The sequence below is a fragment of the Agrobacterium tumefaciens genome (genome assembly GCA_025559845.1).
Classification (GTDB): domain Bacteria; phylum Pseudomonadota; class Alphaproteobacteria; order Rhizobiales; family Rhizobiaceae; genus Agrobacterium.
The window spans coordinates 2,734,011-2,757,655 of the sequence record CP048469.1 but is presented as its reverse complement, the minus strand read 5'-3'; the positions used below and the strand labels follow the sequence as shown (position 1 = coordinate 2,757,655).

At 56.3% G+C, this 23,645-nt stretch carries 18 protein-coding genes; 5 read left to right on the top strand and 13 right to left on the bottom strand.

The window, feature by feature from the left end; all coding sequences use genetic code 11:
* Nucleotides 1-8 precede the first annotated feature (8 nt).
* Nucleotides 9-749, top strand: a complete 741-nt coding sequence (locus tag FY156_13835; GenBank protein ID UXS02466.1) for a copper homeostasis protein CutC — start codon at nt 9-11, stop codon at nt 747-749.
* On the opposite strand, the gene FY156_13830 is transcribed toward FY156_13835, so the two are convergent.
* From FY156_13830 to FY156_13800, 7 genes are all read right to left on the bottom strand, one after another.
* Nucleotides 715-1,866, bottom strand: coding sequence for a glycosyl transferase (locus tag FY156_13830; protein ID UXS02465.1), 1,152 nt, complete (start codon nt 1,864-1,866; stop codon nt 715-717). The two genes, FY156_13835 and FY156_13830, sit on opposite strands and share 35 nt — an antisense overlap.
* Nucleotides 1,863-3,110, bottom strand: a complete 1,248-nt coding sequence (locus FY156_13825; protein UXS02464.1) for a glycosyltransferase family 4 protein — start codon at nt 3,108-3,110, stop codon at nt 1,863-1,865. The genes FY156_13830 and FY156_13825 overlap by 4 nt, the downstream gene beginning before the upstream one ends.
* A gap of 42 nt (nt 3,111-3,152) precedes the next feature.
* Entirely contained in the window at nt 3,153-4,361 is a 1,209-nt protein-coding gene (locus FY156_13820) for a hypothetical protein (protein UXS02463.1), read from the bottom strand.
* Nucleotides 4,362-4,433: 72 nt separating this feature from the next.
* Nucleotides 4,434-5,621, bottom strand: coding sequence for an ABC transporter permease (locus FY156_13815; GenBank protein ID UXS02462.1), 1,188 nt, complete (start codon nt 5,619-5,621; stop codon nt 4,434-4,436).
* Nucleotides 5,618-6,616 carry an ABC transporter permease gene (locus tag FY156_13810; protein UXS02461.1) on the bottom strand — a complete coding sequence of 333 codons (999 nt, stop codon included), beginning with the start codon at nt 6,614-6,616 and terminating at the stop codon, nt 5,618-5,620. Before FY156_13810 ends, FY156_13815 begins: the two co-directional genes overlap by 4 nt.
* 1 nt (nt 6,617) lies before the next feature.
* Nucleotides 6,618-8,519: an ABC transporter substrate-binding protein gene (locus tag FY156_13805; protein ID UXS02460.1), complete on the bottom strand. Its 1,902-nt coding sequence runs from the start codon at nt 8,517-8,519 to the stop codon at nt 6,618-6,620.
* A complete protein-coding gene (locus FY156_13800; GenBank protein ID UXS02459.1) occupies nt 8,516-10,411 on the bottom strand; it encodes an ABC transporter ATP-binding protein in 1,896 nt (631 codons plus the stop codon). The genes FY156_13805 and FY156_13800 overlap by 4 nt, the downstream gene beginning before the upstream one ends.
* Before the next feature lie 212 nt (nt 10,412-10,623).
* Here FY156_13800 and FY156_13795 point away from each other — a divergent pair, with 212 nt between their 5' ends.
* A complete protein-coding gene (locus FY156_13795; protein UXS02458.1) occupies nt 10,624-11,586 on the top strand; it encodes a mannosyltransferase in 963 nt (320 codons plus the stop codon).
* On the opposite strand, the gene FY156_13790 is transcribed toward FY156_13795, so the two are convergent.
* Both FY156_13790 and FY156_13785 read right to left on the bottom strand, forming a co-directional pair.
* Nucleotides 11,578-12,321 (bottom strand): polysaccharide deacetylase, encoded by a 744-nt coding sequence (locus tag FY156_13790; GenBank protein ID UXS02457.1) that lies wholly within the window; start codon nt 12,319-12,321, stop codon nt 11,578-11,580. The genes FY156_13795 and FY156_13790 overlap by 9 nt on opposite strands.
* Nucleotides 12,318-13,415 carry a glycosyltransferase family 4 protein gene (locus FY156_13785; GenBank protein ID UXS03153.1) on the bottom strand — a complete coding sequence of 366 codons (1,098 nt, stop codon included), beginning with the start codon at nt 13,413-13,415 and terminating at the stop codon, nt 12,318-12,320. Before FY156_13785 ends, FY156_13790 begins: the two co-directional genes overlap by 4 nt.
* A 127-nt stretch (nt 13,416-13,542) precedes the next feature.
* On the opposite strand from FY156_13785, the gene FY156_13780 reads away from it, so the two are divergent.
* Nucleotides 13,543-14,883, top strand: coding sequence for a nucleotide sugar dehydrogenase (locus FY156_13780; GenBank protein ID UXS02456.1), 1,341 nt, complete (start codon nt 13,543-13,545; stop codon nt 14,881-14,883).
* A gap of 34 nt (nt 14,884-14,917) precedes the next feature.
* The gene (locus FY156_13775) at nt 14,918-15,400 is read left to right on the top strand and encodes a hypothetical protein (GenBank protein ID UXS02455.1); all 483 of its coding nucleotides are present in this window, start codon (nt 14,918-14,920) and stop codon (nt 15,398-15,400) included.
* Between the two features lie 14 nt (nt 15,401-15,414).
* Here FY156_13775 and FY156_13770 read toward each other — a convergent pair whose 3' ends face one another.
* The 4 genes from FY156_13770 to FY156_13755 form a co-directional block, all read right to left on the bottom strand.
* Nucleotides 15,415-17,109, bottom strand: coding sequence for an adenylate/guanylate cyclase domain-containing protein (locus tag FY156_13770; GenBank protein UXS02454.1), 1,695 nt, complete (start codon nt 17,107-17,109; stop codon nt 15,415-15,417).
* A 236-nt stretch (nt 17,110-17,345) separates the two neighbouring features.
* Nucleotides 17,346-18,206, bottom strand: a complete 861-nt coding sequence (locus tag FY156_13765) for an MBL fold metallo-hydrolase (GenBank protein ID UXS02453.1) — start codon at nt 18,204-18,206, stop codon at nt 17,346-17,348.
* Nucleotides 18,207-18,391: 185 nt separating this feature from the next.
* Nucleotides 18,392-18,847 (bottom strand): cyclic nucleotide-binding domain-containing protein, encoded by a 456-nt coding sequence (locus FY156_13760; GenBank protein ID UXS02452.1) that lies wholly within the window; start codon nt 18,845-18,847, stop codon nt 18,392-18,394.
* A gap of 44 nt (nt 18,848-18,891) precedes the next feature.
* On the bottom strand, nt 18,892-21,609 hold the full coding sequence (locus tag FY156_13755) for an ABC transporter ATP-binding protein (GenBank protein UXS02451.1): 2,718 nt from the start codon (nt 21,607-21,609) through the stop codon (nt 18,892-18,894).
* Nucleotides 21,610-21,870: 261 nt separating this feature from the next.
* Here FY156_13755 and FY156_13750 point away from each other — a divergent pair, with 261 nt between their 5' ends.
* The gene (locus FY156_13750; GenBank protein UXS02450.1) at nt 21,871-23,622 is read left to right on the top strand and encodes an alpha/beta fold hydrolase; all 1,752 of its coding nucleotides are present in this window, start codon (nt 21,871-21,873) and stop codon (nt 23,620-23,622) included.
* Nucleotides 23,623-23,645 lie beyond the last annotated feature (23 nt).

Below are 23,645 nucleotides of genomic sequence, written 5' to 3'. Positions count from 1 at the left end.
AGGTGTCGATGATTCTCGAAATTTGCGTAGACGATGCTGCCGGGCTGGCCGCCGCCGTCAAAGGTGGGGCAGACCGCATCGAATTGTGCGCAGCCCTTTCGGGTGGCGGTGTCACGCCGTCATCGGGTCTTTTGCAGTTGGCGGCCCGGTATGATGTGCCGGTAAGCGTGATGATACGGCCGCGCGCCGGGGATTTCGTGTTCACCGGTGAAGATGCTGATCAGATGAAACACGATATCGATGCCGTTCGACGCGCTGGTCTTTCCGGCGTCGTTCTCGGTGCATCGCGTGAAAACGGCGCGCTTGACGTGCCGTTGATTGAAGACCTTTGCCGCCACTCCGAGGGATTGGATCTGACCCTGCATCGCGCTTTTGATGTGGTGCCTGATATGAGGGAGGCACTGGAGGCGGCTGTCGATCTCGGGTTCTCGCGCATCCTGACATCGGGAGGTGCGAGATCGGCCCTGGAGGGTATCGATATGCTGGAGCGGCTTTGCCACATGGCAGGTGACCGGATTGTCATCATGCCGGGTGCGGGGGTTCGTCCTCAAATCACGCCAGCGCTGTTGGACCGGCTTCCGATAACAGAGATTCATGCGTCATGTTCGTCCGCCCAGCCTTACGATCCTGAAAGCCAGGTCTCAAAGCTCGGTTTTGCCGGCCCGGAACGCAAACAGACGGACGAGGCGACTGTCCGGGCATTGAGGGATATACTCAACGCTCGTCATAGATATGGCGCAACGCCCTAGCTGTTCCCGATGCGCCATCCAGATCGAGGGAGACGAGGTCCGGAGCAGGCAGCGCCAAAGCTCTTTCTATGGCATCGGCCATCGACTGTGCCGTAATGTCTTTTTCTTCCAGTACATGCGCGAGCCCGAGTTTTTGCAGACGTTCCGCGCGGGCACTCTGTTCCGTCTCGCCACTTGCCGAGAAGGGAATGAGCAAGGAACGGCATTTTGCCTGAAGGACATCGCAGACCGTGTTGTAGCCTGCCTGGGAAATGGAAAGTCGCGCGCCGGTAAGCAGACTTGCAAAGTCTTTGCGGAATCGAAAAACGGAGATGTTGTCCCCGGCCTTTGCGGTAATTGCCTCGAAATCAGCCTGGGGCATGTTGGGGCCAGCGATCAGGCACCAGTTTTCAATCCCTTTGACTTTTGGCGCTGCCTCTAGGGCTGCCTGAATGAGTGCTGCACCGACAGCACCGCCACCCGCAGACACGATGATATCGAATTTTTCCGACGGCGGTGGTGGCGCGAGCGGAGCGACAAGGCCGGTGTAGACAACGCGGTGGCTGATCTGTTCAGCGAGAGGGAAGGTATCTTCAAGCCGCACGAAATTCGGATCGCCGTGCACGAGTACCGCATCGAAATGTTTCTTCACCAATGAGACGGTTTCTTCGTCCCGCCCCGGTTTCGAACGTTCCTGCAGGATGTCGCGAAGCGAGGCCATGACCAGTGGTCTGGGCTCGCTGTCCTCGATCTCGTCCAGCAGCGGCAGAAGTTCGAAGCGAACCTGCCTGCGCCCGAACGGAAAAGCCTCGATGATGACGATATCCGGTTTGGCGCCGTGATAGGCGCCGATCAGCATGTCGGTCCGGTCTTTTTTGAAAGCGTCGTCCACTGGCTTTCCCGTCGCATCGACAAGGCCGGAAAAACTACCGTCGCTCACGGCGATCGGTGGTAGCTCGACATGGCGTATTCCGTCACCTGGAAAACCGGGAACAGGCATGCCCCCTGTTACAAGCGTCACATCGAAACCATCCGCCTGGAGCGCGTTGGCAACCCGGCTGGCGCGGGCGATATGACCGATGCCGAGCAGATGCTGGACATAAAAAAAGACGCGGGGAGGCCGTTCAGTCGTCGTCACGATGCCTTCTCCCATTCGCTTTCAAAGAGTGCCTTGAGGTCCGCAATGCTGGTTCTGTGATCGAAGGCCGTGCGAACCCGGTGTTCCGCTGCCTCACCAAGGCTGATGCGCAATTGTGGATCGGTGATCACCCGTTGCAGAGCATTGGCGAAGGCCACGGGATTCTCAGGTTCTGTCAGCAGACCATTTTCCCCATCAACAAAAAACTCCGGAATGCCGGATATATTGGTGGAAATGCACGTCAGCGACTGGCTGGCTGCTTCCACCAGAACATTGGGAAGCCCGTCACGGTCGCCATCGCTGGTGATGCGGCAGGCAAGCGCGAACAGATCTGCCTGGCGGTAGTTCTCCAGCACCTGTTTCTGATCCATTGAGCCTGTCCAGACGATGCGATCGGCGACGCCGAGTTCATCGGCAAGCTGTTTGAGCGACGCAAGCTCATCACCGCCACCGATATGGGTGAAATGCCAGTGGATCTCTGATGGCAGGGAGGAGAGCGCTCGCAAAAGCACATCGATCCCCTTTTTCTTGACTGCGCGGCCAACGCTTAGAACACGCACCGGATCGTTTGCGTCCGAGCCGTCTCTCATCGGACGCGGACCATCGAAATGCGGGAAGCGGGTCAGATCCAATCCGTGATAGCTCAGATGCACATTCTGTTTTTTCCCGGACAGCCCAAGAAGGTGCTGGAAGCCGCTGGCGGTACACGTAACGGCCCAGCGGGCGCTGTTCAGTTTGGTGGACAGATCGCGATCGGAGGATGTCCAGATATCCTTGGCATGGGCGGAAATCGTCCACGGGGTGCCGGTGATCAGATGGGTATAAGCGGCAACCGAAGCTGGAGTATGGATGAAGTGCACATGCAGCCATCCAGCGTCGACGGGCCACTCATGAGCCAGAACCGCCGCTTGGCCGAAACGCCGGAAGCGGTTGCGACTGACATCGTGGCGCAAGTCCTGCCAGAACTGGCGAAGGGCTTTGCCGAAGCCGACTTTTTTTCGGCATGCCCAGAGCGCTTTGAGAACGCGCAAGGGTTCCTCGTGCAGATATTCAGGCAGGTAGGTGACAGGTGCGCGGATTTCATCATGCACCGGATGACGCTTCTTGTCGGTCGGGCGGCGCATGGACACCAGTTCCAGCTCAAGCCCGGCCCTTTCCAGCCCCAGAAGTTCCTGCGCAATAAAGGTCTCGGACAGCCGCGGGTAACCCTTGAGCAGCACCACGATTTTTTCTTTTTTTGTCACGTTGATCGTGTCTCTTTCAGGTCGACGCATCGAACCGGTCGGTCATGCCGTCTGGACAGCCGGCGTCTTTTCGCTTTCCGGGTGTAGCCATTCGGCAATGCGCTTCGAAATGTTTTCGAGGCCGTCGAGCTTGAGGTTCTGCGAATTGACGGAAGGCGGATTACGATAGGGCAACGCTTTGAGAGCCGCAGCCATCTTTCCCGGATTTTCGGCGTCTTCCGGCAAAAGCATGTCGAAAAGCCCGAGTTCCGACGCGCGGCTGGCACGGATCAACTGTTCCTCGCGCGGGATGGTTCTCGGCACGACCAGAGCCGGCTTGTCGAACGACAAGATTTCGCAGACTGTGTTGTAGCCCCCCATCGATACGACGGCCTGAGCACCTGCAACCAGGTCTTCCATTCGGTTGTCGAATTCGATGATCTCAATATGCGGAATGTCTGCGACGAGGCTGACGAAACGCTGGCGCTGATCAACCGGCATATAGGGACCGAGCACCACGAGTGCCTTGTGGGTCAGATCCTTGTCGTGATGATAGGCATTGATCACGTCGTCGATCAGTTCGCTGCCATCACCGCCGCCGCCTGTCGTGATGAGAAGATAATCGCCATCCGGTTTATGCGAGACGGTTTCCGCTTGTGTTCTGGAGCGTTGCAGAAAACCGACGAAATCCATCTTGCTGCGCACGCTCTGTGGAACGTCCAGCCCAGTCAGCGGGTCGTGGAAATCCGGTGGTCCGTAAACCCAGACGTGATCGTAGAAATGACTGATCTTGTTCATCACGTCATTGCGTTTCCATTCGGCCTCAAGAAGCTGCGGCGCATCCATGACGTCACGCAAACCGATGACGAGCTTGGTTCCCTGCTGCTTCAGATAGGCCAGTGTCTCTTCGACTTCGCCACGAAGGCCCATCGGCTCCTTGTCGACGATGAAGATATCCGGCTTAAAGCTTTCGGCTGTGTGGTAGATGATCGAACGGCGCATCTTCAGGGTTTCCTGAAGATCGATGTGTCGATCCATGGATGTGTATTCGCCGTTGCGCAGCTTGATGACGCTCGGGATTTTTACAAAATCGACGCGAGCGCGATAGTCGAAGGCGCCGGCGATCGTTGCGCCCGAAATGATAAGAACGTTGAGGCCGCGATAATCCTCCACCAACGCATGGGCGATCGTCCGACACCGTCTAAGGTGTCCGAGCCCGAAAGAGTCGTGGCTGTACATCAGGATGCGCGCATCATTCAGGCGGGAGGTCATGGGCCACACCTCTTGGTGCCTTTCACGGAAAAGGCGATGGCGGAAGGGCAGTCTATCAAGGCGTGTTCCATTTTATCTGAAAGGGTCCGCGGCATCACGTAGTCCGTCACCGAAGAAATTAAAGGCCAGAATGACGAGAACGACCGGGATCGTCGGAATGAGAAGCCACGGATATAGCGCAATCACGCTGACGCTGCGCGCCTCCGTGAGTAGAATTCCCCAACTTGTGATCGGCGGGCGCAGGCCCAGGCCAAGGAAGCTGAGTGCGGTTTCGCCAAGAATCATGCCCGGTATCGTCAGCGTGGCCGACGCGATGAGGTGCGACATGAAGCCTGGTATCAGGTGTCGCCCAATGATGCGCGTCGTTCCCGCACCCATCAATTGTGCTGCTAAAACATAGTCTTCTTCGCGAAGCGCCAGCAATTTCGAGCGCACCGCGCGTGCCAGCCCGGTCCAGTCCAGCATGCCGAGGATGATGGTAATGCCGAGATAGACGAGAATCGGGCTCCAGGTGACGGGCATGATTGCCGCCAATGCCAGCCAGAGCGGTATGCTGGGGATCGACTGCAGCACTTCGATAAGGCGTTGCACGATGAGATCGAACGTACCGCCGCGATATCCGGCCAATCCACCGATCACAATCCCGAGAACGAAGCTCATGGCGACGCCCAAAAGGCCAATGGTCAGCGAAATACGTGCGCCATAGATGATGCGCGAAAGGACGTCGCGACCAAGCCTGTCGGTGCCGAGCAGGAACATTTCGCCGCCTTCTGCCGGGCAGACGAGGTGTCTGTTGCCATCGAACAATCCCCAGAAGCGATAGGTATCGCCCTGGCAGAAGAACCGCAGCGGCTGAACATCGGTCGGGACGTCCCGATAGACGCGCCGCAGGTTTTCCATGTCGAGCGTCATTTCCCGACCGTAGACGAACGGTCCAACAAACTTGCCGTCATTGAAGAAATGGACGCGCTGTGGCGGGGCGTAGATGTGGTCGATGTTGCGCGAGTGCAGGTTATAGGGTGCCAGAAACTCGCAGATCAGGATCGAGAGATAAAGGACAGCCAGAAACGCGCCGGACCATACGGCGATCTTGTGCTGGCGGAACTGCCACCACATCAGGCGAAACTGCGATGCCTTTCCGAAGGCCGCCAGCCCCGACGTCGCAGGCTCGACACTATAGGGATCAAATGGCGCCGCTGACACATAGTGCGGAAGCGGTTCGCCGGGCTTGGGAATGGGAGTCGGGGCGGGTGAAGTCATTTGACGTTATCGCCTCCGAAGCGGATTCTCGGGTCAAGTATGGCAAGCGCGATGTCGGAGACAAGAACACCGATCACCGTCAGGAAAGCCAGGAACATCAGGAACGAGCCGGCAAGATACATATCCTGGCTCTGCAACGCTCTGATGAGCATCGGACCGGTGGTTTCCAGCGACAAAACGACGGCGGTGATTTCCGCACCGGAGATAATGGCCGGCAGGATCGAGCCGATGTCTGAGATGAAGAAGTTCAATGCCATGCGGAGCGGGTACTTGATCAGGACCTTGAAAGGGTGAAGCCCCTTGGCGCGTGCGGTGACGACATATTGTTTCTGCAACTCGTCCAGCAGATTGGCGCGCAGGCGCCGGATCATGCCGGCCGTTCCCGCCGTTCCAATGATCAGGACGGGAATCCACAGATGTTCAAGGATTGATTTGAACTTGGCCCAGCTCATCGCCTGATTGAGATATTCACGATCCATCAGATGGCCGATGGAAATGCCGAACCATATGTTGGCGAAATACATCAGGATTAGCGCCAGCATGAAGTTGGGAATGGCGATGCCCAGCAACCCCAAAAACGTCAGCCCGTAATCTCCCCAGCTGTATTTGTGGGTAGCGGAGTAGATGCCGATCGGGAACGCGATCAGCCATGTAACGATAATGGTGACAAAGGACACCAGAACGGTCAGCCACAGGCGGTCGCCCACGACTTCGTTGACCGGAAGCTGATATTCGAAGGAATAGCCGAAATCGCCGACCAGCATGCCGCTGACCCATCGGAGATAACGAATGGGCGCAGGTTGGTCGAAACCGTAACGGACACGCAGTTCCTCGATTTCCGCCATATTGGCTGTCTCGCCCATGGCGCGCATTTCGGCGACATAACTTTCGAAATAATCCCCTGGCGGTAACTCGATGATGGTGAAGACCAACATCGAGATCAGGATCAGGGTGGGGATCATCACGAGGATGCGCTTGAGAATGTACCGCAACATATCAAGCGTCTCCGTCGTACCAGAAGGCATCCGGCATATAGACGCCGAGATAGGACGTTGGCTCGTAACCGAACAGTGCTTTCTCCGGCACATTGCGCATGCGCGTGACGTGAACGACCGGTTGGAGCGCTCCGTTGACGAGGCCGATCGAGAAAACCTGCTGTGAATAAAGCTCCAGCATCTCAAGCCAGATCCGCTTGCGGTCCTCGTCGGATACCGTGCGTCGCCACTCCTTCAACATTGCCAGCAATTGAGCGGCCTCAGGCAGATCGGGGGCCGTGCCTTCGCGTCCACCGGACAGATAATGCACGCCCCAGACGGGCCATTGCAACTGGTCGTCGCCCGTCGGCGCAAGGCCAGAGGGCAACATGTCGGCGTTTGGCACCCCGTTGTCCATGCCCATCCAGACGGACATCATGACCTCGCCACCCATGGCACGTTTACGGAAAACGTCGCGCTGGGTCGGGCGCACCGAAAGCGAGATGCCGACGTGCCGCCAGTGATCGGTGACGAGCTCCATCACATCGGTCTCGAGGGTGCTTTCACCCGCGGTTTCAGCGATGATGTGGGCCGGCCGGCCGTCTGGAAGGAGCCGCATGCCCTTGCTGTCGCGTTTGTCGAGGCCCGCTTCATCCAGGAGACGGTTGGCGTGCGCGGGATCGAATTCGCTCCAGGCTTTGGCGAATTCCGGACGATAGAGCGGACTTTCAGGCAGCACGGTATCGGCGCTCTCGGTCGCCAGACCGTAAAAGCACACCATGTTGATTTCGTGCCGATTGATCGCCAGCGACAAGGCGCGGCGCACGCGGACATCGCGGAACGCCTCCCGCCAGACCGCATCGCCACAGGTCAGGTTCGGCAACAAGGCTATGCGTGAACCCTGCGATCGTTTGTAGAGATTGACCTTCAAGGGGAAGCGCTCTTCGGCATCCTTCAAAAAGGTGTAGTCAGTGAAATCGAGGCCAAGGAACTGGATGTCGCTGTCTCCAGATGCCGTTTTTGCCGAAATGATGTCTGATGACGTCACGTTCAGAAGGAAACGATCGAGATAGGGCAGTTGCAGGCCATTTTCATCGACACGATGATAATAGGGGTTTCGCTCAAACACGAATTGTTCGGCCGGTGGCGATGTCATGTTGCGCCATGCGTCGAGTGTCGGCAATGCAGGGTTTTCCGGACGAACCTGCCGCGACATCTTGATGTGCAATCCGCTCCAGTCATCGGTCTTGTTTTTCTTGATGAGCTTCGCGAGATTTTCCGCCGTCTGATATTTGACGTGGAATTGCTTCATGTAGGCGGCCGGCAGACACAGTCGCGCGGGGGAGGCGGCGGCAAGCTTTGCCAGGAAATCCGGGTTAGGGCCTTCCCAGGTGTAGCGAACGGTCAGGCGATCAATGATTTCGATGAGCGGCGGCTTGTCATAGACAAGCAATTCGATCGGCGGGCCACCCTTGTGGATTTCACGGTTGAGGGCAACATCCTCCCAGAAATAACGAAAATCCTCCGTCGTGAAGTCACTGCCGTCCGACCATTTATGGCCGTCTCGCAGTTTCAACGTGAAGATCCGCTCTTCCTGAATGTCGTAGCTCTCAAGAATATCCGGCTGGAAATTGAAGTTCTCATCATAGCCGACAAGACGTGCGTAGCTGTTGATCGGCATCAGACGGATGTCTCGCTGCCCGCCGATCAGCATTCGTGCTGAACCGCCATGTTTACCCGGCTCACGGCCAAGCTCTTTCATGTTGATGATGCGGGGATTTTTCGGCAAACGCTCGGAAACATCCGGCAATTCGCCCTTGTCCTTTTTTTCCTTGAAAAAGCCAGGGTCGACATAAGCTGCCCGTGCCGTGAACGGCAGAAAAACGGAGGCCAGCAGGCCAAGTGTTGTGCGGCGGGTAATCAAGGTCGCAACTCTCGGATATCGGCGCTGCCGTTGGCGAGCACGAAATGGCCTTCACCCAGATCTGCGGAGATCATCGTTCCTTCGCCCTCATCGCGGAACTGCTTGCCCCAATCGAATTTGCCCGTCGCGCTGATCTTGCCGATGGTGCGAAAGTCGAGAGGGCGGTCCAGATCGGGGAACGGAACCGCAGCCAGCAGAGATTTGGTATAGGGGTGGACCGGCGACCGCATCAAGATTTCCCGTGGCGCGAGCTCGACGATACGGCCTTCACACATGACCGCGACGCGGTCTGCCATGTAGTCGACGACCGCCAGATTGTGGGAGATGAAGAGATAGGTCAAACCGAGATCCTGCTGCAAATCCTTCAGCAGATTGAGAATTTGCGCCTGCACCGACACATCGAGGGCGGAAACCGGCTCGTCGCAGATGAGAAGCTCAGGGCCAAGCGTCAGGGCTCTGGCAATGCCAATGCGTTGGCGCTGGCCACCTGAAAAGCTGTGCGGATAACGATTGAGGGCACTTTCGCCAAGGCCGATGGCCTTGAGAAGATTACGAACCTTCTCCGCACGATATTTCGCATCGCCGCGACGATGGATTTCCAGAGGTTCACTCAGGATATTTCCCACTGTCATGCGCGGCGACAGAGACGAAATTGGGTCCTGGAACACCATCTGGATTTTGGAGCGCAACTGCTTGAGGTCGTCGTCCTGCGCATTCAGGACGTCGATGTCGCCATCTCGGCTGTGAAACGTTACCGAACCTTCGTCCGGTCGGACGGCACGCATGAGAATCTTGCTGACAGTGGTTTTGCCGCTGCCGCTCTCTCCAACGAGGCCGAGACATTCGCCCCGGCGAATCTCGAAACTGACGCTATTGACCGCCTTGGTGGCGTTAGCCTTGCCACTGCGGAACCAGCTGGATTTGCGCGTCGTGAAGGTCTTGCTGATGTTGTCGACCGTCAGAATCGTATCAGGTGCTTTGTCGCTCTGAGCGACTTTCTTCTTGCCGACCAGACTTTCGTGATCGACCGTGATTTCACGAAGTGCTTTCAGCCTCTGGCCGGGTTTCATGTCGAAATGCGGCACGGCAGCCATCAACCCCTTGAGATAGGGGTGGCTGGGAGCCCTGAAGATGTCGTCGACGGGACCGGCCTCCATGATCTCGCCCTGGTAAATGACGGCAACTTCGTCGGCGATGTTGGCGACAACGCCGAGATCGTGAGTAATAAGCAGCATGCCCATGTTTAGTCGGCTCTGCAGATCGCGCAACAACTTCAAGATCTGGGCCTGAATGGTCACATCCAGAGCCGTCGTCGGCTCGTCTGCGATCAATAGCGCAGGGCGGCAGATCAGTGCCATCGCGATCATGGCGCGCTGACGCATGCCGCCTGAAAGCTCGAACGGATACATGTTGCAGATCTTGGCCGGATTGGAAAAGCCGACGAGATCAAGCGTCTCGTGCATTTTTTCGAGACGGTGCGCTGGCGTCAGGACACTGTGAATTCTAAGCGCTTCATCGATCTGGTTACCGATTGTGTGCAGCGCTGAAAACGATGTCATCGGTTCCTGAAAGATCAGGCCGATGCGGTTACCACGTATGGCGCGGATTTCCCTGCCGTCTTTCGGCAGTTGCAGCAGATCGACTGGCGCCTGCGCTGGAAGGGCCGGATCGGAAAACAGGACGCGACCCGTCACGCGTGCGGTTTTGGCCTGGATACCCATGATGGTCTGGCCGATCACGGACTTGCCGGAGCCGGATTCGCCGACGAGCGCCGTTACCTTGCCCGGCAGAATGCGGAGGCTGGCGCCCCTTACCGCATTGATGGTTCCTCCCATGAGAGAAAACGACACCTGCAAGTTTTCGATGCGGAGCAAATCCGCGCCTGCGCTCATGCCAAAAAGGTTCCCTGTCGTCTTCTTGAGTATTGCCTTGCGACAAAGTTCATCCAAGGCTCTAACGTCACGTTATCGTAGGGCTTTGTGTCTGTCTATGCCCTTGAAACACCTGTATATGCTGCGAATTCGAAGCCGGCTTCTTAAATCGGCGACTTGCCTGGCGGCTTCGGTTTGGCGATATGTGAGTCAGTGTTTCGGGACAGGGTTAAATGTCGGACAAGAAATATTACGACGCATTGCTGGATAAGGCCCGACAGTTGCAGGGGAATGGCAAATATGCCGAGGCGCATGCGATCCTGTCTTCACTCGTTGCGGTTGAGGATGGGCACCTGATGGGTGAGCCGACGGTGCTTGGGCTTCCGCGAAGGTTGCATGCTGCCCGTCTGCGCCTTGCCAAGGCCGAGGGCGACAGGATTGCGAAGATCGGCTATCAGTACACGCTGGTACCGCCCCCTTCGACGCTCGCAAAATACGCGCAGTTCTCAGTGGAGGAGCGTCGCACCGTCGCGGAAAAAAGTCGGCAGCCGGTGCCCAAAATTATCCACCAAATATGGATCGGCGATAAACCTCCACCGGTATCGACCGTCGCATGGGAGGCTCATGCGCGGGCGAACGGTTATGAATATTTTTTATGGCGCGAGGACGGGTTGGAGCGTGAAGGTGTTTTTGCCGACGCGACCTTCAAGACCATGTTGGACAAACGCGACTATCCCGGTGCCGTCGATGTTGCTCGTTACAAGCTGCTGGACCGTTTCGGCGGTATTTATCTCGATTGCGACTGGTATCCGGCGCGCGATGATTTGAGCTTCGATGCCGTTTTGCCGATGATCGGGCTTATGGCTTTCGATGAAAAAACACCACGCGAGACCGGAAAAGGCAGCGTTCTCCTGGCCAATTCGTTTATTGCGGCACCTGCCGGGCATCCTGTCTTTCGCAAGCTTCTCGACGCCTTTCCAGGCATTGTCAGGGATATGCCGCGTGCTCCTGCCTGGTGGGCCACGGGACCATTGATCTTCACGATTATCGCCCGGGCAGGAAGTATCAGCTTGGCACCAGCAGATTTCGTTGCCGCATCCATGGCCGATCGTGCGCCGTTTGACGAGGTAGAAGCTGTCAGGGCCGGCCTTCAGGACGAGGATGGTGGATTGCTGATTGCCTGGAAATCATGGTGAAGGCGTTTCGATAAGATCGGCGGACGAACGCCAGCGGCATGCCGGATGATCTGTCGTGACTTCCAGGAGCATCGTCAAAAATCGCCAGACGTTTTCGTCGTGCACCAGATGATGGGTGAGGATACCTGTCGTCCCACCATCTTCCATTGTTGTTGTTATGCGAGTGGCTGTTTCCGCGAACAGAGTGTCGTGGTCGCGTCCGCCGCGCGTGCCATGCCAGTCCATGACATCGACATGGGTATTCTGAGATGGCGGTTCTGTCGCCTTTTCCGGGCCAAACACGGAAAGGGCACGATAGCCGATTTGCGGTAGTTCGCTGACGACACCGGCATCGATGCGGTTCCAAGGTGGGACGAGCATCGGCGTGAAACGTCCACCATGCAGATCGCGTAGTTTTCGCAGTCCGGATTGTAGCTCCGCGACAACGACGGCCGTTTCCCGATGGCGCCCCAACTCCTGCTTCTTTTCCTCCTTCGTCGCATAGTTGGTATGGGACCAGCCATGGACGGCGACAGTTGCAAGAGGTGCGCCATCGAGATAGGTCGACAACTTCTCCGACGTGGCAACCGGAATGACGGCAAGGGTCATTGGCACCGAAAAGTCTTCGGAGAGACAGAGCAATCGATCGAGTTTTGCCGTGGGTTCGACCGCGTCGTCATCTCTCAGCCAGAGATCGGCTGTGACACCACGCTTCGCGCATGCGTCCAAGGCAGCAACAAGCTTTTCCACACTCATGGTTTCTGCGCCTTCGTTTGCGAAAGAATGTCGTTTAATCGTTCGGCAGCTTTCTCCAGCGACCGTTCCTCCATGACAAAGCGGCGAGCGCCGTCGGCCAAAATCCGACGACTTGTCTCATCGGTCAGCAGGGACTCGATCGCTTTTGCGTAGGCGCCCGTATCGCCTGCGCGCGTCAATCGTCCGGTCATTCCAGATTTTACCACCTCCGGCACCCCGGCCGTCTGCTCCGCGATAACCGGAAGACCTGCTGCTTGCGCCTCCAGATAGGCAAGCCCGTAAGCCTCACCATGTCCCGGCCAGACATAGATCGATGCCTTGGAGAGAAGGTTGGGTATTTCGGTGGAGGGTTTTTCGCCGTGCCATACGAGCTGCCGAGCGTCGACGGGTCGGAACATGGCCTCCACCTGTTCGCGTTCGGGTCCGTCTCCCACAATGTCGAGCGTCCATTCCAGATCGTTCGGCAACATCACCAGCGCATTGGCCAGCGCTTGATAGCTGCTGAGCTTGTCACCCGCTCGCATCATTGCGACTGCAATCAGTTTTCCCTCTACGGGCGTTGGCTCGTTATCACGGAAGGCGCCGGTTTCGATGAAGGGAGGTAACATTGCTGTGTGAACGACCGGTGAGGCCCGCAAGAGCCCGTCCTGATCCCGTGCGGTAAAGCAGATGTTGACGGCAGCATCTGCCAATGCGGACAGAAGTCCATCCTGTATGTCCTGCCATCCCATCGCATTGCGCTTGGGAGCATAAGACGCTTCGGCCGTGACGTATGCAACATCGAATTCCCTGCAAAGCGTTGGTCCCAAGAGATCGGGCGCCTTGTAATAGGGATGATAGCAAAACCAGAGATCGGGTTTGCCTTCGCTTTTCCAAACCCCGGAAATCCGTGCCACTTCACGTTCTGCCGCAGCATTTATCTCCGCTCGACTGAGGGCATCGGGGTGCTTGTTGAAGCTCCGCAACTCCGAAACGACATAAACCTCATGGCCGCCCATCGCCATTGCTTTCATCAAAAGGCGCGCCATCAACCGGTCTCCGGAAGGGACAGGGTGATTGGGAGATTTCAGCGGCGAATAAAAAGCGATTTTCATCTGCATGGTTTTGCGTCGGCCGCTGTCACTGCGTCAACCGTAATTTGAGGACCACGAGCCTTGACAGCTTGTTCATTCTTGCCCAACTGAAAGGCATCTTTTTGCAATGCGCGGAGCGTAACACGCTTTGACTTCCTCGGTCTCCTTCCAGAATTTGCTCACCACCATTGAAACCAAGAGCGCCAGAGCAGGCGTGATCGGACTTGGCTATGTCGGCCTGCCGCTGGCGATGACAATCGCCAAGGCGGGCTACAAGGTCACCGGGTTCGATATCGACCCCGGTAAAATCATCGCGATCGACGCGGGTCGAAGCTACATCGAGGCGGTCTCGGACGATGTTCTGGAAGAGGTGCGCCGAGACGATGGGTTTGTTGCAACATCCGATTTTTCGAAATTGGCTGATTGCGATGTGATCGCCATCTGTGTGCCGACGCCGCTGACGAAATATCGTGAACCGGATCTCTCCTACGTCGAAAAAACCTGCCGTGACATCGCTGCACATCTTCGTGTGGGACAGCTTATCGTGCTGGAATCAACCACTTATCCCGGTACGACCGATGGAGTGGTGAAAACCATACTTGAGACATCCGGGCTGATGGCCGGCGTCGACTTCTTCATAGGTTTTTCGCCGGAACGCGAGGACCCCGGCAATCGGGATTTTGAAACATCGACGATCCCGAAGGTCGTTGCCGGCGATGGTGAAGCGGCGGGAACGCTGATGACGGCATTCTACGGTGCGGTCGTGAAAAAAGTTGTTCCCGTGTCAACGACGGCGACGGCTGAAGCGGTGAAAATTACCGAGAACGTTTTCCGAGCGGTCAACATCGCGCTCGTCAACGAACTGAAGGTGGTCTACGAGGCAATGGGCATCGACATCTGGGAGGTGATCGATGCGGCCAAGACCAAACCTTTCGGTTATATGCCTTTTTATCCAGGCCCCGGTCTCGGCGGTCACTGTATTCCGATCGATCCTTTCTACCTCACCTGGAAATCGCGTGAGTATGAATTGCCGACGCGTTTCATCGAACTGGCGGGCGAAATCAACACCGGCATGCCCCGGCATGTGATCGGTCGCGTTGCGGAGGCGCTGGATATTCATGCCGGCAAGGCATTGAGCCGTTCCAAAGTGCTGGTGCTTGGACTGGCCTACAAGAAGAACGTGCCTGACATTCGCGAAAGCCCGTCTCTGAAGCTGATCGAGCTGATCCATGAGCGTGGCGGCGAACCGTTCTATTACGATCCCTACGTGGCTGAAATCCCGAAAACGCGCGAATACAGCGCCTTGATGGGCATGCAGTCTGTCGCGTGGCGCAAGGAGGTCATCGGTGCGTTCGATGCCGTGCTTATCGCGACCGATCACGACGACGTGGACTACGCGACGCTCGTGGAGTGGTCGCCACTGATCATCGATACCCGAAACGTCTTTGCAAGGCGGGGCATCGCCGCAAAACATATCCTAAAGGCCTGATCGTCCTCCCATTTCTCGTTCCATTGGATATCGCATGAGCAGACTCGACAGTTTCATTCGCCGTTTGACCGCACAGCGGGATATTCTCAACCACGTGCGTGACGACCTCGAATTGCCACGCAACGGGGCGATCATGGAGGTTGGTCTTGGCAATGGGCGGACGTTCAATCACCTGCGCGAACTTTTCCCGGAGCGTCGTATCATTGCCTTCGACAGGGCGATGGGCGCCCATGCTTCGTCCGTTCCGGTGGCGGAGGACATGGTGATTGGCGAGATATCGGAAACCGCTCCCGCCTATATCGGCTCGGAAGCGGCGCTGGTACATGCCGATATTGGTACGGGATATCCGGAAAAAGACGCGATAACCTTGACCTGGCTTCCCCAGCTTGCGGCTGGCCTGCTGGGTGCGGGCGGCATCGCCATCAGTGGCCTGCCACTCGAGCATCCGGCCCTTGAACCGCTTCCGGTGCCGGACAGCGTGCCAACCGACCGTTATTTTCTCTACCGCAAGATCTGATAGGTGCGTTGGTTTTACAGGAACCGCTCGCTCTCTTCCTTTGACAAGAGGAAGACCTTCAGTTGCGAGTTTCTGCCACGGATAGCGATCTTTTCGTTGCGCAGATCGGCGATGTCCTGACCGGCCTGAATAATGGCCGGTTCAGAGACCACAATTGCCACACCAAGCTCCTTGGCTTTCGATTCCAGCCGACTTGCGACATTGACGGTGTCGCCAATGGCGGTGAGGGTTTTTGCTGAACCATAGCCCATAACGCCAACAATGGTCGGGCCTGAATGAATGCCGATGACCACTTCCAGCCTTACGGAAAACTGTCTTTCCAATCCCTCGTTCAGAAGCGACAGTTCCCGTAAAATCGTGGCGGCTGCTTTCATCGCATTGCGGCAGGCATCTTCGGTTTTTCCCTCGACACCAAAAAGCGCCATGGCCCCATCGCCGATGAATTTATCCAGGCGTCCACCTGCCTGTTCGACCGCCTGCCCGACGATCGTGAAATAGCGGTTCAGCAGAAAGACGACGTCGTAAGGGAGCTTCGCTTCCGATAGCGAGGTGAAATTGCGGATGTCGCAAAACAGAACCGCGATCTCCTCTTCCCGGCCTGGCCGTGTCGTTTGCGTATCGGGTGGGAGATCACTTTGCTGATTGTGAGATACAAGGAGCGCGACACTGAGATTGTCGGTCGGGCGCAACTGACAGCCAAGCCGCACATCGGAATCAGCATGAATGCGCCGTAACGTGTTCTTTTCGATATCGCCAACAGGCGGCAAAGGTCCCTTGCTATCGAGAATTCTGACCCGACAGGTCGAGCAACGGCCTTTTCCTCCGCAAACGGAGTAGTGCGGAATACCGCCAATCCGGCTTGCTTCCAGAATGCTCAGTCCAGCAGGTACACGCACCTGCGCGCCATGCTCATAACGGATTTCGATAGCGCCGGTTCGCTGCCGCCACGCGCGCAGGCCACGCATTGCAATCACAACTGCAACCGCTGATGCGAAGAGCGCCTGTGCACCTGTCGTGATGGATTTGATGTGATTTTCCATCTGGCTTGGCGAGCGTTGATATTCCGGATGCTGGCTGTATTCGGCAAGCCCCGGCGGCAGGCTCAGCCTGGCACTCTCCTCTTCGAGTAGTCTCCCGGCATCAGCAAAACCCAAGAGGGCGAGGATCGGGAGCATGACAGCAAAGGTCAGGAAGAAACCTGAAAATCGTGGGTACCAGTCCCGATAACGCAGCCAGAAAAATACGCCGATGCAGCCATGTGTCCAAATCACCAGCAGCGCAAAACTCTGCCATGCACCAGCACCGGGATTTTCGACCCACAGTCTGCGAATGATGTCTGGATAACCGAGATCGACGCCGTAAAGTATTCTGGAAAAACGGATGTTTACGGCATGACCGATGATGAGGAAGGGAATTAGCAAACCAAGACCAGTCTGCAATGCTTCACGCAGAGGCATCCGCAAGGTCCGGCGCAGATAAATGGAGCGAAGGACGAGCACCAAATGAACGAGAAGCGCGCCGTAAAGCAGAATGCTACTTGCTGGATTCAGCCAGAGCAGGCTGAACCATTTGCGCCCTTTTTCTGCGGTTTCCAGTGATACGAGCGCAAGAGCGTGATTTGAAAGATGGCTGCAGACAAACGCGAACATGACAAGGCCAGAGCCAATCCGGGCATGTCTGAGCGCGGTTTCCGGCACGAAGCGGATCATGGAAATCCCTTTATGCGGTCTGTCGGTGTGACGTTGCCTGTTCCAATCTCGCGGTTCCCCCATCATTCATTGCGTAAGCACCCGTCATCGCGACGAACTGTTCTTCTGCGTTATTGCGCAATGGCTTGCGGCAACATCGTGGAAGGGAACACACACTTATTGTCACTTGTACGTGTTCGTATCACGGATTGTTCCGAAGGATGGAGACGGCCAGGTCGATGGAGCGAAATTTTTCGTCAGAGTTCGATGATCTGATGATCCATCGCCGCAAATGCACCGTCGAACTGCTCTTTCGCCTGTTTCTCGATGTCATCGAGTTCTTCGTCGCTGCGTGTTGGCGAATGATGGATGAACCCGACGCTCTTTGCATTGGCAAGCTTGGCGAGGCGGATTGCCTGCTGCCATGAGGAATGGCCATAGCCTTTATAGAGGCCCATCTCTTCGTCCGTGAACATGGCGTCATACAGGAAGAGGTCGACGTCCTTGATGAGGTCCAGCACCGTCTCGTCAAAGGTGCCCGGCTCATGTTCGGTGTCCGTTATGATCGCAAGCGATTTACCTGCCCAATCGATACGGTAGCCAACCGCATTGCCTGGATGATTGAGCATTCCGGTGCGAATGGAGAGGCCAGGGCGCACGTCCAGGGTATCGCTAGGGAGAAAGTCCCTGGTCGCAATTCTGGCGCAACAGATTTCCAGCGGAACGGGAAACCACGGTGGGCTCATGAATTCCTTGAGCATTTCGCGCGTGGTTTTCGTGCCGGCCAGATGACCGGACCAGATCTTCACATCATTGGCGCTGTTGTAGAAGGGCTTGAAATAGGGGAAGCCGACAATGTGGTCGTAATGGCAGTGTGAGAAGAACAGGTTGACGTCCGTCACGCCTTCGGCACGCAGCGCCAGGCCGGCTGGCAGAAGTCCGGACCCTGCATCGAACAAAAGAACATGATTTCCGCATCGAACCTCGATGCAGATCGTATTGCCTCCATATTTCCGGAAATCCTCACCTGAAACGGGGAGTGTTCCTCGCGCTCCCCAGATCTTTATCCGAAAATTCTCATCATTTTCCCGACCCGCTACGTCGGAACCGAACACCATGATACACCCCAAACCACAACGGAGCCTTGCAAGCTTTCCTCCCTGGAGGCCCGTTGTAAACGCATTACCTATGTCTGCTGCCCCACAGCAGACGTCTCACTATTCATCCAGCATTTCATGTATATTGCAATGGCGCGACGTCTGTTTTTTCAAGATCGCGCGTGACGGTAGCAAGGAATTGCCACTTATGTTTTCGCCATGGTGCGCGCTTTGCTCAGTTCCGCCGTGGTTTGCGTAAGCCGCTCGGCAAGGACGCGCATGACCTTGATGGTGATATCGGGGAAGTCCGACATCAGCTTGAAAAACTGTTCCTTGCCGATACGCAGAGCTTCGACATTGGTCGACGCCCGTACCGTCGCCGTTCTGACGCTGTCACAGAGGATGGCGATTTCGCCAACGATTGCGTTCCCGGTCATTTCCGTCAGCTTGATGGGGCCGGCAGGAGAATCGATGAGCACATCGACTTTACCGGTCAGAAGCACATAGGCGGCGTCGCCCACATCACCCTGCCGGAATAGAACATCACCACTGTGGTAGGATACGCGATCCGATGCAAAAGCCAGAAGTTTAAGCTTTGACGGTTCCATCTCCGAAAAGAATGGCACTCGTTTCAGCATTTGTATTTCGTCTTTAAACAGCATCGCTTTATCCTGATTTCGTTCCACCTCGGTCACGTCTCTTAACTTTATGTTGCGACCATTTCCTTGAATGTACCGTTTTCTTGCGCAAGAGTCTCGTAACTTCCATCAGCAGTTATAGAACCCTGGTGTACAACGATAACGCGATCGAACATTCGTGAGAGTGTAGCGTTAGACAGAACCCAGACGATGGACGGGTTATTGTTGTTCTGTTTCAGGAATGTGATGACTCTCTCAACAATTTCCTCCTGCAGTCGATGATCGAGACCTGGAAGCGGGCGATTGAAGATGTAGTAGTCTGATTTGCGCATCAGCGCCCGAGCAAGATTAAGCTTCTGGCGTTGCAGGGGCCCAAGTCTTTTGCCACCGGAACCAAGGTTGAAATCCAGACCAACGGCCAGAACGCGTTCGTAGACGCCACGTTTGCGCATGACATCGGCGACGATCTTGGTGATGCGCCTCGATGCATCCGAATATCGGTAACTGATCTTGCCGAGCAGGATATTGTCCATGAGGCTGGTGGCGCTCATGTATTTGGACGGATCGTAGATCTCGATGATGTTTTTAAGTTCATCGGGCAGGTTGGCATGGAACATGTGCCTGACCTCGATGATCCGGTCCATGATCTCCTGGGTCAACAGACCGAAACGTTGTCTCGGTTCGACATAGAAGAAGCTCAAGCGCAACATTGCACGCTTTTCACTTTCATTGGCGTCGGCGAAATGTTTGCCCTGAAGGCGCTGCAACATCTGCTGGTAGATTGGCAGATCATCCGGCGTCATAAAGGTGAGCTGCTGGAAGAACGGGTGGTCGCCCGGCAGGTCGGAGAAGATTTCGACAATGTTTTCAGCAATCGTGTGACCCATGTCGAACAATGTCTCGACAAGGCCGGTTTCACGCATCAGCGTCCGGAAGTAATCGCTCTCAATGACTGTCCGGATCGTCTGCGACGAATCCCGCATTGTACCGAACAGCAGATTCTCGCCCACAGTTGCTTCGTTGTTGTAACTATTGAGCTCGAAAGGCGCGATAAGACCGCTCAGATTTTCCTTTTCAAGTTCGGAGCGCAGGATGTGGCGAAGTTCCACGATACGTGCCGCCAGATTCAGGTCATGCAGCGGGTCGATGGACGAGCGCAAAGCGAACTCCAGGACATCCTGCGACAGATCCACCGCATCGAGAACCGCCAGTACTGCCTTTGAGAGATTTTCCGGCTTGTCGTCACCGGCGGGACTGGACGCGTAGTCGATCCAGTTCCCGTTGATATCGACCGACGGATTGCCAGCCATCTTGGCTTCGCGGATTTCCCACTTTCGGTGTTCCAGTTCCGCACCCTGATACACCTTGTCGGCGATCAACGAATGCTTCAGGCCATAGAGCAGGTTGTCCGCGAGGCTGGCGTGGAAGAAATAGCTGTCCGACGAGACATAGGAAATCCGGCGGCCGGTGACGGCTTCCGGCAACTCCAGGATGTCGACATCATCAATGGTGATCTTGCCGCTCGCTGGCCACAGAGTACGTCCAACGGCGTCCGCAAGTGCCTCCCCGCCGGAACCGCCGACGATCGCGATCACTTCTCCCGGTTCGATTTTCAACGAGGCCTGCTCAAGCAGTCTGCTGCCGCTGTCATCTTCCAGCGTCAGGTTGGTGATGACGATCGGGGCGGTTAGTGCAGTGGTCGACACGGCAGAGAGTTTCTGCACCTTTTCATCAATCATGTTGGGCGCGTTGAACTGCTCGAACACCTGTTCGTATTTGACCTGAACATCCTGACGCGACTGGTCCCAGTCGATCAGTTCCTTCAATGGTCCCGGCAATTCCTTGTAGGCATTGATCACGGCCACGAGCTGGCCGACGTCCAGGCTGCCTTTCAGCGTGAGGTATCCGCCCAAGGCATAAAAGAAGAACGGCGTGAGCTGTGCCAGGAAGTTGTTGATGAATTTGACCAGGAACTTCCACTGGTAGAGATCGTAGCGGATTTTGAAGATATCGCCGAGCCGGTGGGATGCGTCGGCTCTCTCGTAGTTCGACGTGTCATAGGCATGGATGGTGCCAATACCGTCGACCATTTCGCCGATACGGCCTGCCAGTTGACGAGCGCTGAGCTGACGCTGGCGCCCCAGTTCGATAAGCCGGCGCCGCATCTTGGGGATAATGCCGACCTGAATCGCGGCCATGAAAGCGGCAATCAGGCCCAGCCAGAAATTCTGTACAAGAATAAAGAAAAGCGCAGACAGAGCCTGTCCGCCCAGCAGGGCTGGCTGGACGAAGGCATCCCCGGTGAAACCGCCCAAAGGCTCAACCTCATCCTTCACCATGCTCGAGATTTCAGCGCCTTTGACCCGTTTGAAATGGCTGGGTGGGAAGCGAAGAATCTTGTCGATCAGCTCGTAGCGGATACGACGCAGCAGGCGTTCGCCGAGCCGACCCTTGTAGGTGTTGATGTAATATTTGAAGAGACCGTTGACGATGACGAGCGCGAGAAACGTCAGGCTCAAGGCCATCAGCATTGACATGCGGTCGAGCTCAAGCCCGTCGAACAGCGTGACCGTACCCCAATAGGGCAAGTCGACGGTGATGTTCATGAACGGCTGAGTCGCGTTCGCGCCTTCGAAGCCGTCACCCTGAATCGGGCCGTTGACGATTTGCTTGGGAAGGTCAAAGGCAAGGAAGTAAGGAATCATCGAAAGAGCGACGATCATCAGAATGAAGAGCTGATGCCGCTTTGTATGCGTCCAGATGTAACGCGTAAGGCTTTGTTCCATAAAAGACTTCTATGATTTTTCGGGTGAAACCCGTCGTTTAGTTCTCGCAACGCTCCGGCACTGGTTTGCCAGACAACGAAGGTCCCTCCTACAGATAGTATGCAAGTTGCTATTTATCAGCATCTCGAGGGGGTTTCGAGCAAAATAGCGACGCTTGTGCCTTCGAGGATGTCGTTGTCGTAGAACTGGTGTTAAGACCTTTGATGTATCTGTAAACGTGTATGGTTGAGCCAGGCATCGGCGCAAAAAGTGGCAGGCCCAATGACGATAAATATTTCAGAGCGAACAGGCGGTATGAACGCGCAGCCAGTTTCTTTTGATGGTTGTGTCGGCATTTTTCATCCAGCCTTGGGTGATACTCAAAAAAATACTGCGGTTCTCTTCGTCAGCCCCTGGGGTATGGAAGAACTCTGCAGCCGCAAATTCCAGCGGGTCATTGCCGAGCGGCTTGGTGCTGTCGGCATTGCGAGCCTGCGGTTCGACTACCATGGCGCGGGTGATGCGCTCGATCCTCAAGATGTGGGCAAGGACGCAGATTGGTCCGCCAACGCCAGATCTGCTCTCAATTGTCTCCGCGAGATTTCGGGTGTCTCAAGCGTTGTCATTGTTGCTCAGGGGCTTGGCTGCCTGATTGCCATGCAGGCTTTTGCGGATGAGACGAGCGTAAGCGGAATGGCTCTACTTGCTCCTGTCGTTTCAGGGCGTGCCTATCTGCGTGAAACTGCGATGTGGTCGTCGATGATCGATGACGGTCTGGGCCTTCGTCCCGAGCAACGGTTGGCGACACCCGGTTCCATCGCCAGCATGGAGATGCCTGCCGTCGTTGCAGAGAGGATCAAGAAGACCAATCTTTCCAGCTCGACTGTTGTTCCTGCCGAGCGGCTGCTCGTTCTGACGCGGCCAGGGCGCGTGACGGATGCCGATTTCGCACGCCATTTGCAAACGCTTGCTGGCGACGTGCAAGAAGACGAATTCACAGGCTATGACGATCTGGTTTCCAGTCCGACCTTGTCAAAGATCCCGGACAGTGTCGTCAGCCGCATCGTGGACTGGACACTGTCGCAGGCGCAAGCGAGTGATGGTGCCGGATATGCCGGGGAACAGCTCGCCAACGCGGGTCAGAGAGGACATGGATTTATCGAAAAACCTGTCCAGTTCGGTGAGAACGGACGTCTGTTCGGTGTCTTCTGCAAACCCGCTGACGCCAGCGCATCGTCTGCGGTCCTTTTTCTGGGGGCCGCCTATGACAGGCATGCGGGGTGGGGCAGACTTTCGGTAACGATGGCACGCGAACTCGCGAGAAATGGCGTTGCTTCCTTGCGGTTTGATGCGGCGAACATCGCCGACAGTCCACCGGTTGAAGGCGTTCCAGAACAGGTGCTTTACGACGTCAGACAGAACGATGATGTCGTCGCGGCTCTCGATTTTCTGTCGGCGCAGATCGCAGGTCCGATCGTCGCCGCCGGGCGCTGCAGCGGTGCCTATCTGGCCTTTAACGGTGCTCTTTCCGATGATCGCATCCGCGCTGTCGTTGCGGTCAATCCGGTTGTTTTCCATTGGCTGAAAGGCCGCTCCGTCGATGAGGCGCTGCACAAACGTCCGCGCTCTTTCGGCGAATATCGCCAGCGCTTTTTGCAAGGGGCAACGTTCAAGCGCCTGTTCAGCGGCGATGTCGACGTTGTAAGTGCTGTGCTGAACATCATCAAAGCGACGGCGAAAAAGCTTTCGACAAAAACCGCACGCCTTTTTCGAGCCAAAAGTGAGGAAGGTCGGGCGGTTTATCGGGCTTTCGAAACATTGCGAGCAAAGGGCACGATCGTCACGCTGCTCTATAGCGACAATGACGACGGGCTCGAACACTTCCGTTATTACTTCGATTCCGATGGACGGGGGCTGGGTGCCTATGCGAATGCGTCGGTGACGATCATTCCCGATGCCGACCATAATCTGTCCACGCCTCAAGCCCGCGCGGTCTACCTTGAGACCGTGACGCGTCTTGCATCTCAACCCTGACCGGTTGCTTCTGCAGGGAATGT

Bases quoted from the DNA above. Each gene is read 5' to 3' on its own strand.
- FY156_13835 (UXS02466.1), top strand. From the start codon at position 9: ATGATTCTCGAAATTTGCGTAGACGATGCTGCCGGGCTGGCCGCCGCC.
- FY156_13820 (UXS02463.1), bottom strand. From the start codon at position 4,361: ATGACCTCCCGCCTGAATGATGCGCGCATCCTGATGTACAGCCACGAC.
- FY156_13815 (UXS02462.1), bottom strand. From the start codon at position 5,621: ATGACTTCACCCGCCCCGACTCCCATTCCCAAGCCCGGCGAACCGCTT.
- FY156_13810 (UXS02461.1), bottom strand. From the start codon at position 6,616: ATGTTGCGGTACATTCTCAAGCGCATCCTCGTGATGATCCCCACCCTG.
- FY156_13800 (UXS02459.1), bottom strand. From the start codon at position 10,411: ATGAGCGCAGGCGCGGATTTGCTCCGCATCGAAAACTTGCAGGTGTCG.
- FY156_13795 (UXS02458.1), top strand. From the start codon at position 10,624: ATGTCGGACAAGAAATATTACGACGCATTGCTGGATAAGGCCCGACAG.
- FY156_13790 (UXS02457.1), bottom strand. From the start codon at position 12,321: ATGAGTGTGGAAAAGCTTGTTGCTGCCTTGGACGCATGCGCGAAGCGT.
- FY156_13785 (UXS03153.1), bottom strand. From the start codon at position 13,415: ATGAAAATCGCTTTTTATTCGCCGCTGAAATCTCCCAATCACCCTGTC.
- FY156_13775 (UXS02455.1), top strand. From the start codon at position 14,918: ATGAGCAGACTCGACAGTTTCATTCGCCGTTTGACCGCACAGCGGGAT.
- FY156_13770 (UXS02454.1), bottom strand. From the start codon at position 17,109: ATGATCCGCTTCGTGCCGGAAACCGCGCTCAGACATGCCCGGATTGGC.
- FY156_13765 (UXS02453.1), bottom strand. From the start codon at position 18,206: ATGGTGTTCGGTTCCGACGTAGCGGGTCGGGAAAATGATGAGAATTTT.
- FY156_13760 (UXS02452.1), bottom strand. From the start codon at position 18,847: ATGCTGTTTAAAGACGAAATACAAATGCTGAAACGAGTGCCATTCTTT.
- FY156_13755 (UXS02451.1), bottom strand. From the start codon at position 21,609: ATGGAACAAAGCCTTACGCGTTACATCTGGACGCATACAAAGCGGCAT.
- FY156_13750 (UXS02450.1), top strand. From the start codon at position 21,871: ATGACGATAAATATTTCAGAGCGAACAGGCGGTATGAACGCGCAGCCA.